We start from the raw sequence: 15,207 nt of genomic DNA on the forward strand, positions 1-15,207 counted from the left end.
GCCTCTGGCCGGTTTTCGTGATGCCCGGGCTCGTCCTTGTCGCTGCCGCGGCGTGGAGCGGATTCTGGTTCTACGCCGCGTCCCATGTGGATGAAAAATTCGACGAGTGGCGCACCCGTGAAGCGAAATCAGGCCGCGCCTATGAGTGTACCAGCCGTTCCGTCGCGGGCTTTCCGTTCCGCATGGAGGTGAACTGCCAGAATCCGGTGGTGACGCTGACCTCGCAAACCGCCGAGCAGGTGCAGCTCACCGCGCGGCTCAAGGATATTCTGGTGGTCGCCCAGGTTTACGATCCGACGAAGATCATCGCCGAATTCACTGGCCCTGCGACGGTTGCGAGCCGCGGCGAAACCCCGTCTTTCGTCGCCAATTGGACCACGTCCCGCGCCAGCGCCTCCGGCCTGCCGACACCGCAGCGCGTCTCGGTGGTGTTTGATGATCCGGCGCTGGATCGCATCAGCGGTGCGGTACAGACGCCGCTGTTGCGCGCAAAGCATCTTGAACTGCATACGCGGTTGCTAGAAGGCTCGCTGTCGAACAATCCCGTGGTGGAGACGGCATTGCAGATCAGCACCGGAAGCCTGCAAGGGCTGCACCCTGTTCTGGTCGAGCCGTTCGATGCCGACATCCGCGCGCTGTTGCGCGGGCTGAAGGATTTCGCCCCGAAACCCTGGCCGGAACGCTTCCGCGAAATCCAGGCAGCGGGCGGGCGCCTCGACTTCACGCAATCCCGCGTTCAGCAGGGCGACACCATCGCGGTCGCGGCGGGTTCGCTCGGTCTCACGCCGGGCGGTTATCTCGACGGCGAACTGACGATGACGGTCGCGGGGCTTGAGCGAATTGTGTCGCAGCTTGGCATCGACAAGCTGCTGATGGATGGCGTGCCGCAGTCGACGGTCGATCGCATCGCACCGGGCGTCAGCGCACAGGACGTCAACAAGGTGATCGGCGCACTCGACCGCATGATTCCGGGTCTCGGCAATGTCGCGCGCAAGAATGCCAATGCCGGCGTGGTCGCAGGCATCAATCTGCTCGGTCAGGCCTCCACGCTCGAAGGCAAGCCGGCGCGTGCGTTTCCCCTGAAGTTTACCGAGGGCGTGGTCTCTATCGGCCCGCTCAGGTTCGCGCAGACGCCGCCGCTGTTTTGAGTCGAGTGCCAGATTTTTTGATCGTCATTGCCGGGCTCGACCCGGCAATCCGTCTTTTCAAGAAAGTTTTTTGATACGCGGCTCAAGCCCGCGCATGACATTCTGAGTTTCTAGCCTGCTATGACTTCCCGTCAGGCTTCGGCAGGTTCGCGTGCTTGCGGCCGAAGTCGGGATCGGCGGTTTCCTGACCGAGATTGACGATGCCCCGCCGGATCGCGCGGGTACGCGTGAAGTGGTCGAACAGTGCCTCGCCGTCGCCGCGCCGGATCGCGCGGGTGAGCTTCGACAGGTCTTCCTGAAACGCGCCGAGCATCTCTAGCACCGCGTCTTTGTTGGCGAGAAATACGTCGCGCCACATGGTGGGATCGGAGGCTGCGATACGGGTGAAATCACGGAAGCCGCCGGCCGAGAACTTCAGCACTTCCGCTTGTGTCACGTCTTCCAGCTCGTCGGCGGTGCCGACGATGGTGTAGGCGATCAGATGCGGCAGGTGGCTCGTCACCGCGAGAACCAGATCATGATGATCCGCGCCCATGGTTTCCACATTGGCGCCGAGTGCTCGCCAGAATGTCGCGAGTTTTTCGACGGCGGCGGGGTCTGCCTCTGGCGGCGGCGTGAGAATGCACCAGCGGTTGATGAACAGTTCGGCGAAGCCTGAATCGGGACCGGAATGTTCGGTGCCCGCAACCGGATGTGCCGGAATGAAATGGACGGTCTTCGGCAAATACTGCGCCATCTCGCGCAGCACCAGGCCCTTGACCGAGCCGACATCGGAAACAATCGCGCCCGGCTTGAGATGCGGCGCAATTTCCTCCGCGACCGGCCCGCAGGCGCCGACCGGGATGCACAAGATAACGAGGTCGGCGTCTTTCACTGCCTCGATGTTTGTGTCCACCACGCGATCGACGATCCCGAGTTCCTGTACACGTGCGCGGGTCGCCGGCGAGCGCGCGGTGGCTACGATCTCGCCCGCAAGCCCCTGCGCTCGTGCCGCACGCGCAATCGAGCCGCCGATCAGACCGAAGCCGATCAGAGCAAGCCGCTTGAACAGCGCTTCGGTACTCACTTCCGCCCCATGAAGTCGGCGAGCGCGGCGACTACCAGGCGATTGGCCTCCTCGGTGCCGACGGTCATGCGCAATGCATGGGGCAGTTTGTAGTTTTTCAGCGCGCGCAGGATCAGGCCGCGCTTGGTGAGGAACGCATCGGCCTCATCCGCGGTCTTGCCCCTTTCCAGCGGGAAATGGATCAGGATAAAGTTCGCCGCACTCGGCGTCACCTCAAGGCCGAGCTTGCCGACTTCCTCGGTGAGCCATGTGCGCCACGTCTCATTATGGGCGCGGGACTTGTCCTGATGCGTGCTGTCTTCCAGAGACGCGATGGCCGCGTCCGACGCCGGCGTCGACACGTTGAACGGCCCGCGAATGCGGTTGACGGCATCGATGATGTTCTCCGGACCGTACATCCAGCCGACGCGTAGCGACGCGAGCCCGTGGATCTTTGAGAATGTGCGCGTCATCACCGTGTTGTCGGTGGTGGCGACCATCTCGAAACCGGCTTCGTAGTCGTTGCGCGTAACGTATTCCGAATAGGCTGCGTCGATCACCAGCAGCACGTGCGGCGGCAGGCCGGCGCGCAGCCGCTTGACCTCGTCGAACGGCACATAGGTGCCGGTCGGATTGTTCGGATTCGCGAGCCACACCATCTTGGTGCGCGGCGTCACTGCACCGAGGATCGCGTCCACGTCGGCGGTATAGTTTTTCTCCGGCGCGATCACATTGGTGGCGCCGTTCGACAGGGTCGCGATCGGATAAACGAGAAAACCGTGCGTGGTGTGGATCGCCTCGTCGCCGGGACCTAGATAGGTGTTTGCAAGGTAGTTCAGCAGTTCGTCCGAGCCCGCGCCGCAGATGATGCGGTCGGGATCGAGCCCGAAGGTGCGCCCGATGGTTTCGCGCAGCGCGCGCGAGGTGCCTTCTGGATAATCCTCCAGATGACCGGCGGCGGCCTTGTAGGCTTCGATGGCCTTCGGCGACGGTCCGAGCGGGGTCTCGTTCGCCGAGAGCTTGAACACGCGTCCGCTCAATCCCGCGCCGCTCTTGCCCGGCGTATAGGGCGCAATATCGAGAATGCCTGGCTTCGGCACGGGACGTGACATCGACTGAACTCCAGAAAGAAAAAGGCTCAAGCCTTGGATTGCGGCACCGTATAACGCGTTGCATGGCTCCCGACGAGAGCCGATGAGCGCACGGAAGCCCCCGCCGCGACCAGCGAGGCGGTGATTTTGTCGCGTCCTTCCGATCCGGGAACCGAGATCAGCAGCGCCGCGCCGTCCGAGGTCGTGTCGGGCACGGCGATGATTTCCGAGAACGGCGACAATGCACGCGCGACGCCAGCGTTCCAGCCGGAGACGCGGATACTCCACATCTCGACTTCGGTGACCATGGCGTCTTCTGCCACCCGGGACACGACGAACACCGGCAGCGCCGCCGGATGATCGGCGCGCTCGACGAACGGCAGCCGCGCGATGATCTTCGGCGCATTGGCCGACTCCAGCGCGAGCCACCACGGCGAGCGGCTGCCGGCTGCGGCTATCAGTGCGAGGTCGCCCTTGGATTTTGCCACCGCTTCGACAGCAGCCTCGGCATTGAAATGCGCGATGAACGGAACGGTGAAGCCGAAATGAAACCGCGCGGAATCCCGCATCGCGGATTCGCCGGACGACAGATCGGCGTGGACCGAGAACGGCGCCTGGACATAGGTGAACGTCGCGATGATGACGCGCCAGATGCTCTCGACCGTATCGAGCGGCAGAATGCCGCGATGGCGCTGCACCAGCCGGCGCATCATGTCGGCCTCGCGCGCGGGCCGGAATGCGGAGCCGACTTCCTGCGTCTTCTTCACCGAGATCAGGCGGTCGATAATATCGCCGCGCTGCATCAACAGGCCATGCACCTGCTCATCGATGGAATCGATTTCGCGGCGAAGATCCTGCAACGATGGTGGCGACTTGGTCATCTCTAAAAACCTTCAGGGCGGACAGCTCGGCGGATCCCGCCACGCCGCGCAGGAATGGTGGATGCTGCCCGGCTGGCAGGGCTTGATTAGGTAACACGGTGGCTGAAAGCAAAGAAAACATTGAGGGGTTGGGCTCGGGGCGACAGCCGGGACGGCGCGCGGTCCGGGATGCGTCTTGACGAAAAGGCCCTCTGGGATTAATAGCTTAAGTCATTCCGTGGTCATTTGAGCCGGCCGGCTTGCAGCCACGTTAAACAACTCGCTAAACAGGCCGGGGACATAAGTGATCCCGGCCGAACCTCGTTTCAGGCCGGGTTTTTTGTGGCCTGATTTCCGATGTTGGTCCGGGAGACCTTCTGAGGAGGCCAGTAACACGATGGTTAACGTCAAACCGTTGAAGAGTGGCGCAGTATCCGGTGGCGAGCGCGCGCATGAGGCCGACCACCCGTCCTCGCTGGTGGCGCCGTTCGGCGCCGACAAGCCGCTGCGGCTGGATTGCGGCGTCGATCTTGCGCCATTCCAGATCGCCTATCAGGCCTACGGTCAGCTCAACGATGATCGCTCCAACGCCATCCTGATCTGCCATGCGCTGACCGGGGATCAGCATGTCGCAAACGTGCATCCGGTCACCGGCAAGCGTGGATGGTGGGAAACGCTGGTCGGCCCCGGCAAGCCGATCGATACCGACCGGTATTTCGTTATCTGCGCGAATGTGATCGGCGGCTGCATGGGCAGCACCGGTCCGGCCTCGACAAATCCTGCGACCGGAAAACTGTGGGGGCTGGATTTCCCCGTCATCACGATTCCGGACATGGTGCGCGCGCAGGCGATGCTGATCGATCATCTCGGCATCGAGAAACTGTTCGCCGTTGTCGGCGGGTCGATGGGGGGCATGCAGGCGCTGCAATGGGCGGCGGCCTATCCCGAGCGCGTGTTCTCCACACTGGCGGTGGCATGCAGCACGCGGCACTCCGCGCAGAACATCGCATTCCATGAACTCGGACGTCAGGCGGTGATGGCCGATCCGGATTGGCGCGGCGGGCGCTACTTCGAGGAAGGCACGCATCCGCGCCGCGGTCTCGGTGTCGCGCGCATGGCCGCGCATATCACCTATCTGTCCGACGCCGCGCTCCATCGCAAGTTCGGGCGGCGCTTGCAGGATCGTGAATTGCCGACGTTCTCGTTCGATGCCGACTTCGAGGTGGAAAGCTATCTGCGCCATCAGGGTTCGTCGTTCGTGGAACGCTTCGACGCCAACAGCTATCTCTATCTCACCCGTGCGATGGATTACTTCGACGTCGCCGCCGATCACAACGGTGTGCTGGCGGAAGCCTATCGCGGCACGCGCACGCGCTTTTGCGTGGTGTCGTTCACCAGCGACTGGCTGTTCCCGACCTCGGAGTCGCGTGCCGTTGTGCATGCGCTGAATGCCTCCAGCGCACGCGTGTCGTTCGCGGAGATCGAGACCGACAGGGGCCACGATGCATTTCTGCTCGATGTCCCCGAGTTCATCGAGATTTCCCGCGCCTTCCTGGAATCGGCCGCGTCCGCGCACGGCCTGACCTCGGCGAGCCGCTAAAATGGCTATTCAGGATCAGGCGTTTCGTCCGACTGCGGTTCTTCCCGTGACTGAGAACGGCTACCGCGGAGACCACCTGCTAGTCGCGCAGATGGTAGAGCCCGGCTCGAAGGTGCTCGATGTCGGCTGCGGCGAGGGCGATCTGCTGCAGCTTCTGGAAACGCGCGGCGTCGATGGCCGCGGCATCGAACTGTCGCGTGAGGGTGTCAACCGCTGCGTCGCCAAAGGTCTTGCGGTGGTGCAGGGCGACGCCGACACCGATCTCGTCAACTATCCCGATGATGCATTCGATTACGTGATCCTGTCGCAAACGTTGCAGGCGACGCGCCAGCCGCGCGTGGTACTGGAGAATCTGCTGCGGATCGGGCGGCGCGCCATTGTCTCGTTCCCGAATTTCGGCCACTGGAAAATGCGGTTGCAGCTTCTGGTGAAGGGCCAGATGCCGCGCACCGACAATTTGCCGGCCACGTGGTACGACACCCCGAACATTCACTTCTGCACCATCAAGGATTTCGTGCAGCTCTGCGACGAAATCAACGTCAAGATGGAACGCGCGGTCGCGCTCGATCTTTATGGCCGTCCGTTGCGTCTCAACGCACCGTGGTGGTTTTGGAACATGTTCGGCGAGCAGGGGGTTTTCCTGCTCACGCGGCGCGATTAAGATTAGCGGCCAGAATAGGGCGCTTCTTGCACTATTTTCGCCATCGTATGTTCATGTCTGCCGCATGCGATGCATGGCAGTTGTGACGGCCGGGGTCGTTTTTTCGCCATATCCAGCCTTGTTGTACGCCTCATGAATATCGCTCCGTTCGGGATCGGTGGGAATTGGGGGTGTAATGAGGACCATGGATGATTGTAACTAATGCGTTTCGTCGGCCTGTCGGGCTCACTGCTGTTGCATTGTGCTCGCTGGCAATTGTCGCAGTCGCGACACCGGCTTCGGCGAGGCCTCATCACGGTGCAAGCCGCCACGCGCACGCACATCACACCAAGCATCACGCCAGCAAGCACTATGGACATCGGCATCGCCTCCACGCGCGGCGTGGGCGATTCGCTGCGGCCGCATCGGCTGAAGCATCAACGTCACAGGGCTTTGGCGGTTTCGGCGGATCGAACCTTGTCGCCGAGGCGCGGCGTTATATCGGCGGCAATCCGACCGGCCGCGGCAGCCTGTGGTGCGCGCGTTTCATGAACATGGTTCTCGAACGCTCGGGCCACAAAGGCACCGGCTCGGACATGGCGCGTTCATTCGCGAATTACGGTCAGCGTATTTCCGGCCCGCAGGTCGGGGCCATTGCGGTGATGTCACGCGGCCGTCGCGGCGGTCACGTCGGTATCGTCAGCGGCATCGACGCCAAGGGCAATCCGATCGTCATCTCGGGTAATCACGGCCGTCGCGTTGCCGAGGCGGCCTATTCGCGCGGGCGGATTTACGCCTACGTCATGCCGGCGAGCTGATCTCGCCTAGCCGATAATCTCGATGCGATCACCGGGGGCGATGCTGCCTCCGGTGACCACTTCTGCATAGACGCCGCAGAAATCGTGACCGAAGTGACGCATCAGCGTCCTCGGAATTTCCATGTCCCGTTCGGCCGTGACTGGATCGACATTGGTCGCCGCGCACCGCACGATCTCATCCACGACCTTCAGCCGTGCGTGACCGATCTTGAGCTCCTTGCCGGGAAATCCGCGCTCGGACCATGCCTCCCAACCCGTGACGTACAGGTTGCCGCGAAAGCGCAACGGATTGACCGGGCGCCCGATGATGCCTTCGAGGGACGCCACGCTGGCGAGGTTGATGATCGAGATCACCGGCGCCGCGAGGTCGGAAAAGCTGTATCCCGGCGATGACAGGACTTTTGGTGGTCCGCGCAACTCGTCCGCGAAATTTTCCGCGAAGTACGCCTCGATAGCCGCGCGGCCTTCCTCGGTGGCGAGATTGCCGGCCGCGACGGTCTTGCCGCCGTCGTCGATGCTGAGAACCTGGCTCGCGTCGTCGAAACGCGTGCGGAGCGCGGCGAGCCGCTCGTTCTTCATCAGCATCAGAAAATTGATCTTCGGGAAAAACTTCGGCGCGGCCGGGTCGAACCCGATCGGACCGTTTTCGATGGCGTAGCTCCGGTCGCCCAACACGGTCTTGCCGGGCTGGAGGGCTGCCTGGGTCAGGACTTCGGGCGAGAGCCCCTTGATGGGATAGCGGTAGAGTTCTGTGATGGCTGCAATGGTCATGGGTTTTTGTAAGGGTCTCGCGGTGGGATCACCAGACGTTTAAATTGTTCAAACGCTGCCTCTTCCGTAAGCATTCCGGAGTTCCCACATCAGGCGCAGGCTGGTGCAACGCCGGTCACCGCTCCGGGTTGAGGAATGTCAACGTCGGCGGCGGAAACCCATTGAAGATGCCAGTTTCCGTGCTTTCGGGGCGGAACGGCAGGCTGAGGGAAACCGAATGAATATTGAGAAATACACCGACCGCGTGAAGGGATTCATCCAGTCGGCACAGACGCTGGCCGTACGTGAAGGCCATCAGCAATTCACGCCGCTGCATATCCTCAAAGTGCTGCTCGACGACAGCGAGGGTCTGGCGGGCGGTCTGATCGACCGTTCCGGCGGCAATTCGCGCGCGATCCTGAAAGCCACCGAGGATGCGCTGGGCAAGATGCCGAAGGTCTCTGGCGGCGGAGCAGGGCAGGTCTATCTTGCGCCCGCGACCGCGCGCGCCTTCGATGCCGCCGAACAGGCGGCCGACAAGGCGGGCGACAGTTTCGTCACCGTGGAGCGGCTGCTGCTGGCGCTGGCGCTCGACAAGGACAGCGAAGCGGGGCAGTTGCTTGCCAAGGGCGGTGTCACGCCGCAGAATCTCAACGCAGCGATCAACGCGCTGCGCAAGGGGCGCACCGCCGACAGCGCGTCGGCGGAAAATGCTTATGATGCATTGAAGAAATATGCCCGCGACCTGACCCAGGCGGCGCGCGATGGCAAGCTCGATCCGGTGATCGGCCGCGACGAGGAAATCCGCCGCACGATCCAAGTGCTGTCACGCCGCACCAAGAACAACCCCGTGCTCATCGGCGAACCCGGCGTCGGCAAGACCGCCATCGTCGAGGGCCTCGCGCTGCGCATCGTCAACGGCGACGTGCCCGAGAGCCTCAAGGACAAGATGGTCCTGTCGCTCGATCTCGGCGCGCTGATCGCCGGCGCGAAGTATCGCGGCGAGTTCGAGGAGCGCCTGAAGGCGGTATTGACTGAAGTCACCGGCTCCGACGGTCAGATCATCCTGTTCATCGACGAGATGCACACGCTGGTGGGGGCCGGCAAGGCTGACGGCGCGATGGATGCGTCGAATCTGCTGAAGCCAGCGCTTGCGCGCGGCGAACTGCACTGCATCGGCGCGACCACGCTCGATGAGTATCGCAAGCATGTCGAAAAGGACGCAGCCCTTGCTCGCCGCTTCCAGCCGGTGTTCGTCTCTGAGCCCACCGTCGAGGACGCGGTGTCGATCCTGCGCGGCCTGAAGGAAAAGTACGAGCTGCATCACGGTGTCCGCATCACGGACTCCGCGATCGTGGCTGCGGCGACGCTGTCGAACCGCTACATCACCGACCGCTTCCTGCCCGACAAGGCCATCGACCTGATCGACGAGGCCGCGGCGCGGCTGAAGATGCAGATCGACTCCAAGCCGGAAGAACTCGACAATATCGATCGCGAGATCGTGCGGCTGAAGATCGAACAGGAAGCGCTGAAGAAGGAAACCGACTCGGCATCGAAGGATCGGCTTCAGCGGCTGGAGAAAGAACTTGCCGACCTCGAGGAGAAGGGCGACGCGCTGACGGCGAAGTGGCAGTCGGAGCGCGACAAGCTGTCCGATGCCCAGAAAGTCAAAAGCGAACTGGAACAGGCGCGGCAGGAGCTGGCCGACGCGCAGCGGCGCGGCGAATACCAGAAAGCCGGCGAACTGGCCTATGGCCGCATTCCCGAGCTTGAGAAACGGCTGAAGACGCTCGAAGAGAGCGAGAAGGCCGGCAACGTCGTGCTTGAGGAAGCGGTGACCGCAAGCCACGTCGCGCAGGTGGTGTCGCGCTGGACCGGCATTCCGGTCGACAAGATGCTCGAAGGCGAGCGCGATAAGCTGCTCAAGATGGAACAGCAGCTTGCCAAGCGCGTCATCGGTCAGGCGGAGGCCGTCACGGCGGTGTCCACTGCGGTGCGGCGTTCGCGCGCCGGATTGCAGGACCCGAACCGGCCAATCGGGTCGTTCATGTTCCTCGGCCCCACCGGCGTCGGCAAGACCGAGCTGACCAAGGCGCTCGCCGAATATCTGTTCGACGACGAGACCGCGATGGTCCGCATGGACATGTCGGAGTACATGGAGAAGCACTCGGTCGCCCGGCTGATTGGCGCGCCTCCGGGCTATGTCGGCTATGACGAGGGCGGCGCGCTCACTGAAGCCGTGCGTCGTCGGCCGTATCAGGTCGTGCTGTTCGACGAGATCGAAAAAGCGCATCCGGATGTGTTCAACGTGCTGCTGCAGGTGCTCGATGACGGCCGCCTGACCGACGGTCAGGGCCGCACGGTGGATTTCCGGAACACGCTGATCATTATGACGTCCAATCTCGGCTCCGAGTATCTCGTGGGTCAGGCTGAGGGCGAGGACACCGGCGCGGTGCGCGATCAGGTCATGGCCATCGTGCGCGCAAGCTTCCGTCCGGAATTCCTCAACCGTGTTGATGAGATCATTCTGTTCCATCGGTTGCAGAGGACCGAGATGGGCCGGATCGTCGACATTCAGATGCAGCGGCTGATGAAGCTGCTGGAGGATCGCAAGATCACGCTGACGCTCGACGACAAGGCGCGCGACTGGCTGGCTGCGAAAGGCTGGGATCCGGCTTACGGCGCGCGTCCATTGAAGCGGGCGATCCAGCGCGCGGTGCAGGACCCGCTGGCGGAAATGATCCTCGCCGGGCGCGTCCACGACGGCGAAACGGTAATGCTCTCCGCGGGTGATACCGGCCTCACCTTCAACGGCGAGGTTGCCCGTATCGACGTCGAGGCGCCGCCGGTGCCAAAGAGCAAGCTGAACTAAGCCGCTCTCTCTCATAAAAAATATGGCCGGGCATGCCCGGCCATATGCCTTTCACACCGATTGATCTGCCTAGCGCTCGCCGGCCTGCGCTGTCTTCTGGCCCTTGGCGGCCTGAGGCTGCGGACGATTGCCGCCGGGACGATTGCTCATCATGCCGTCGAGCCGGTCGCGTTCGGTCTCGAAACTCGCCAGCATCGGGCCGTCGAGCGAGCGTCCGCGGGGCAGCTTGATGCGCATCGGATCGACGAAGCGGCCGTTGACCAGAATTTCGTAGTGGACGTGGGCGCCGGTCGAAAGGCCGGTCGAACCGACAAAGCCGATCACCTGTCCCTGACGCACGCGCTTGCCCGGCTCCATGCCCTTGGCGAAGGCTGTCATATGGCCGTAGGCCGTCTCATACCCGTTGGGGTGCTTGATGCGGATGTATTTGCCGTATCCGCCTTCCCATCCGGCCTTCTCGATGCTGCCGTTGCCCGAGGCGAAGATCGGTGTGCCGTAGGGCGCGGCCCAGTCCACGCCGGTATGCATCTTGGTGTAGCCGAGGATCGGATGGCGGCGGCCGCCGAAACCGGAGCGCATGATGGCGTTGCTGACGGGCTTGCGGACGAGGAACTTCTTCGCGCTCTTGCCGGTCTCGTCGTAGTAGTCGACGACCGAATCGTCCGGAGCCTGGAAGCGGTAGTATTTCTTGGTTTCGCCGCCGACGGTGAGCGCGGCGTACAGTACTTCGGTCTTTTCGTTGTTGACCGGCGTTTCATCCTCGCCGGCGAAGAATACTTCAAACGAGTCGCCTGCCTGCACCTTGCGCTGGAAATCGACATCGTAGGAGTAGATGCGAATCATGTCCTCGATAACGGTGGCCGGAACCTTGTTGCGCAGCGCGGTCTCGTAGATGCTCTGATAGAGCCGCACGCCGGTGCCGTCATCATCGTCATCGTCGTCGCTGTTGCTGGCAGTTTCCGTAACGGTATTGAAGCTTTGTGGATCAACCGCGACATATTTGCCGAGGTCGGACAATGCGGCGACGGCTTCGATGGTGGTGTCGTTAGCGACGATGACGCGGACCGGCTGTTGGCGAAGCTGCCCCGGACCGGTCCCGGCCATCATGATGCGCAGCTTCTGGCCTTCCTTAAGACCGCCGTCGCGGCCGCGCGCGCCGAGATTGTTGGCGATGGCGAGTGCCTCGCCGGGCGTCGCGCCGAGGTCGCGCAGGATGGTCTGGACGGTGTCGCCCTTCTTGACGATGTGAATCTTTTCGCTGGAAGGATTGCCGCCGGTGACCTGATCCTTGGTCTTCGGCAGCAGCGTGACGTTTTCCGGCACAACGCGGGTTTCGAAGCCGGCATAGGGATCCGGCGTGCCTTCCGCGGCATAGGCCATCTTGAAATCGGTCGGCGTACTGGACGCGTATTTCACCGCGCTGTTGCCGCGCCAGTTCGAAGCGTCGCGCACCCGCATCAGCACTTCATCGATCGCGACGTTGGCGGCGATTTTGGCGCGGGGCAGCACCGAAGCGAGGTCGCGTGTCACGAAAGAGACCTCGGCATCCGGCTCGGCGGCGTTGCCCGCCTGCGGATCGTCGCCCTCGGCCGGTGTCGGGGAGCCAACATCTGTCAGCATGCGCTGGGCGTTGAAGGCGGGGACCTTGGCGGAAAGATCGCTGGTCGTCAGTGACAGGTTGCCGGCGATGCGGATGAAGGGGCGGACCCGCATCACGTCGCGGCCGCCGGCGCGCACGGCTGTGGAAACGCGGATGACCTGGCGTGCGGCGGCCGACTCGCTGGGTGGCGGAAGACGATCGCTCTTGCGCGCGACGGCACCCTTGTCGTTTGCACCGAATGCGCCGCGCAGTGCGCCTTCGACCCGCTCGGGTACTTTGGCGAATGTCATTTCACCGTCGAGCGACGCGAAAACGGCGCCGCCGATCAGGGCCGCGCCGCACAGACCTGTGAGAATCGTTCCGCTGAACCACTGTACCGAGACGCGGCGACGATCGATGACCGCAGCTTCCGATCCGTCCACGGAAAGCGGGGGCTCATGACCGAGATCGATGATCCCGGCACGCCCGTAGTTTCCCCCGCGTGACGTCCCGTGGTTCAAACCGCCGTCCCCCCAAGTCTTCCCAGACTTTCAAAGTCTTCTCGGTGTTCCAAGTGTTCCTGGCCGTGCAAGAGCTCTTGGCTTTCTCAAGTGTTCTTGGTTTCCCGGAGCGTTCTAAGATGTCCAGACGATGCTGGACTTCCAAAACATCCCGGTCTTCTGGCCTTTACCGAACAGCGGTGCGCCATTCGTCCGGCCCGCTACCCCCAGCGGAGCGATTGAAGCCAAATATTCTTCCGGATCATCGTCGAATCTTCGAACCGGTGCCGCGAAGTTATACTGGTATTCGCTCCGCCGTGGCATATTTCATGTGCAGAACGTCGCAGGAATGTGGCTCAAGTACGGCGCGAAGCCCTGATAAATCAGGACTTCTCGGCGATTCGATTTTCTTGGGTGCGATGCGACGATTTCTTGACAACACCGTTGACAAGCCGAGAGGGGCGGGCCTATAACCCGACCACTGAGCGCGGCGGTGCCGGGGCCCACAGCCCAGGCAAGCTTCCGCGCCTGTTAAGCTCCTCTCCTAGGCGAGTGAACAAACAGCCGATAGTTGTCGGTTGTCATTCGGCGTCGGATGAGGGTGCGGGTTCTCTTTAATTAGAGACACCAGAGATTTTCGCTCAGATATGGGCGGGCGAGGCCTTCGGGTTTCGGGCTGTTTGACAAGTAAAGATGAAGAAAGAGAAACGTGGACGGCGGAGTCCTTGCGGGTCTCGATCATAAGAAGGCTTCGGCTTTCAAGGGGTTGAGACCGGACGAAAGACTTCGGCGGTACACGTTTCAAAGGTTACACCATCGTTGTCAGCGATGTGAATCGCAGACAGCATGTTGGCTTCGGCCAACAATGGTGGGACCTCGTCAAACGTTGTGATCAGCCGGTTTAAAGTTTCAAGTCCAACTTGAGAGTTTGATCCTGGCTCAGAGCGAACGCTGGCGGCAGGCTTAACACATGCAAGTCGAGCGGGCGTAGCAATACGTCAGCGGCAGACGGGTGAGTAACGCGTGGGAACGTACCTTTTGGTTCGGAACAACACAGGGAAACTTGTGCTAATACCGGATAAGCCCTTACGGGGAAAGATTTATCGCCGAAAGATCGGCCCGCGTCTGATTAGCTAGTTGGTGAGGTAACGGCTCACCAAGGCGACGATCAGTAGCTGGTCTGAGAGGATGATCAGCCACATTGGGACTGAGACACGGCCCAAACTCCTACGGGAGGCAGCAGTGGGGAATATTGGACAATGGGCGCAAGCCTGATCCAGCCATGCCGCGTGAGTGATGAAGGCCCTAGGGTTGTAAAGCTCTTTTGTGCGGGAAGATAATGACGGTACCGCAAGAATAAGCCCCGGCTAACTTCGTGCCAGCAGCCGCGGTAATACGAAGGGGGCTAGCGTTGCTCGGAATCACTGGGCGTAAAGGGTGCGTAGGCGGGTCTTTAAGTCAGAGGTGAAATCCTGGAGCTCAACTCCAGAACTGCCTTTGATACTGAGGATCTTGAGTTCGGGAGAGGTGAGTGGAACTGCGAGTGTAGAGGTGAAATTCGTAGATATTCGCAAGAACACCAGTGGCGAAGGCGGCTCACTGGCCCGATACTGACGCTGAGGCACGAAAGCGTGGGGAGCAAACAGGATTAGATACCCTGGTAGTCCACGCCGTAAACGATGAATGCCAGCCGTTGGGAAGTTTACTTCTCAGTGGCGCAGCTAACGCTTTAAGCATTCCGCCTGGGGAGTACGGTCGCAAGATTAAAACTCAAAGGAATTGACGGGGGCCCGCACAAGCGGTGGAGCATGTGGTTTAATTCGACGCAACGCGCAGAACCTTACCAGCCCTTGACATCCCGGTCGCGGTTTCCAGAGATGGATTCCTTCAGTTCGGCTGGACCGGTGACAGGTGCTGCATGGCTGTCGTCAGCTCGTGTCGTGAGATGTTGGGTTAAGTCCCGCAACGAGCGCAACCCCCGTCCTTAGTTGCTACCATTTAGTTGAGCACTCTAAGGAGACTGCCGGTGATAAGCCGCGAGGAAGGTGGGGATGACGTCAAGTCCTCATGGCCCTTACGGGCTGGGCTACACACGTGCTACAATGGCGGTGACAATGGGACGCTAAGAGGCAACTCTTCGCAAATCTCAAAAAGCCGTCTCAGTTCGGATTGGGCTCTGCAACTCGAGCCCATGAAGTTGGAATCGCTAGTAATCGTGGATCAGCATGCCACGGTGAATACGTTCCCGGGCCTTGTACACACCGCCCGTCACACCATGGGAGTTGGTTTTACCTGAAGACGGTG

General features: G+C 61.8%; 10 protein-coding genes, 1 rRNA gene and 1 riboswitch (1 of these 12 only partly in view). Of the genes, 6 read left to right on the forward strand and 5 right to left on the reverse strand.

Going from position 1 to position 15,207, the window contains the following annotated elements:
* Positions 1-20 precede the first annotated feature (20 nt).
* Complete coding sequence (locus LVY71_RS21585) at positions 21-1,148, forward strand: DUF2125 domain-containing protein (protein ID WP_235101981.1); 1,128 nt, start codon at positions 21-23, stop codon at positions 1,146-1,148.
* 118 nt (positions 1,149-1,266) lie between these two features.
* On the opposite strand, the gene LVY71_RS21590 is transcribed toward LVY71_RS21585, so the two are convergent.
* Genes LVY71_RS21590 through LVY71_RS21600 form a run of 3 tightly spaced genes read right to left on the reverse strand, consistent with a single transcriptional unit; the run spans position 1,267 to position 4,165 of the window.
* The gene (locus LVY71_RS21590) at positions 1,267-2,214 is read right to left on the reverse strand and encodes a prephenate/arogenate dehydrogenase family protein (RefSeq protein WP_235101982.1); all 948 of its coding nucleotides are present in this window, start codon (positions 2,212-2,214) and stop codon (positions 1,267-1,269) included.
* Positions 2,211-3,305 (reverse strand): histidinol-phosphate transaminase, encoded by a 1,095-nt coding sequence (hisC, locus tag LVY71_RS21595; RefSeq protein WP_235101983.1) that lies wholly within the window; start codon positions 3,303-3,305, stop codon positions 2,211-2,213. The genes LVY71_RS21590 and hisC overlap by 4 nt, the downstream gene beginning before the upstream one ends.
* Before the next feature lie 26 nt (positions 3,306-3,331).
* Positions 3,332-4,165: a chorismate mutase gene (locus LVY71_RS21600; RefSeq protein ID WP_235101984.1), complete on the reverse strand. Its 834-nt coding sequence runs from the start codon at positions 4,163-4,165 to the stop codon at positions 3,332-3,334.
* A 207-nt stretch (positions 4,166-4,372) separates the two neighbouring features.
* Positions 4,373-4,452, forward strand: a riboswitch (SAM riboswitch).
* 89 nt (positions 4,453-4,541) lie between these two features.
* Between LVY71_RS21600 and metX the strand changes: the two genes are divergently transcribed.
* The 3 genes from metX to LVY71_RS21615 all read left to right on the forward strand — a co-directional run bounded on the left by metX (position 4,542) and on the right by LVY71_RS21615 (position 7,202).
* Positions 4,542-5,744, forward strand: coding sequence for a homoserine O-acetyltransferase MetX (gene metX / locus LVY71_RS21605; RefSeq protein WP_235101985.1), 1,203 nt, complete (start codon positions 4,542-4,544; stop codon positions 5,742-5,744).
* 1 nt (position 5,745) lies between these two features.
* The gene (gene metW, locus LVY71_RS21610) at positions 5,746-6,405 is read left to right on the forward strand and encodes a methionine biosynthesis protein MetW (RefSeq protein WP_235101986.1); all 660 of its coding nucleotides are present in this window, start codon (positions 5,746-5,748) and stop codon (positions 6,403-6,405) included.
* Positions 6,406-6,593: 188 nt separating this feature from the next.
* Positions 6,594-7,202: a TIGR02594 family protein gene (locus tag LVY71_RS21615; protein ID WP_235101987.1), complete on the forward strand. Its 609-nt coding sequence runs from the start codon at positions 6,594-6,596 to the stop codon at positions 7,200-7,202.
* Positions 7,203-7,208: 6 nt separating this feature from the next.
* Here the strand turns inward: LVY71_RS21615 and LVY71_RS21620 are convergent, their stop codons facing one another.
* A complete protein-coding gene (locus LVY71_RS21620) occupies positions 7,209-7,973 on the reverse strand; it encodes an MOSC domain-containing protein (RefSeq protein ID WP_235101988.1) in 765 nt (254 codons plus the stop codon).
* A gap of 217 nt (positions 7,974-8,190) precedes the next feature.
* On the opposite strand from LVY71_RS21620, the gene clpB reads away from it, so the two are divergent.
* Entirely contained in the window at positions 8,191-10,824 is a 2,634-nt protein-coding gene (clpB, locus tag LVY71_RS21625) for an ATP-dependent chaperone ClpB (protein ID WP_235101989.1), read from the forward strand.
* 69 nt (positions 10,825-10,893) lie between these two features.
* Here clpB and LVY71_RS21630 read toward each other — a convergent pair whose 3' ends face one another.
* Positions 10,894-12,924, reverse strand: coding sequence for a LysM peptidoglycan-binding domain-containing M23 family metallopeptidase (locus LVY71_RS21630; RefSeq protein WP_235101990.1), 2,031 nt, complete (start codon positions 12,922-12,924; stop codon positions 10,894-10,896).
* Between the two features lie 895 nt (positions 12,925-13,819).
* On the opposite strand from LVY71_RS21630, the gene LVY71_RS21635 reads away from it, so the two are divergent.
* Positions 13,820-15,207: ribosomal RNA gene (locus tag LVY71_RS21635) — 16S ribosomal RNA — on the forward strand; it runs 103 nt beyond the window's last position.

It is taken from the genome of Bradyrhizobium sp. G127 (genome assembly GCF_021502575.1).
In the GTDB taxonomy this organism is placed as follows: domain Bacteria; phylum Pseudomonadota; class Alphaproteobacteria; order Rhizobiales; family Xanthobacteraceae; genus Afipia.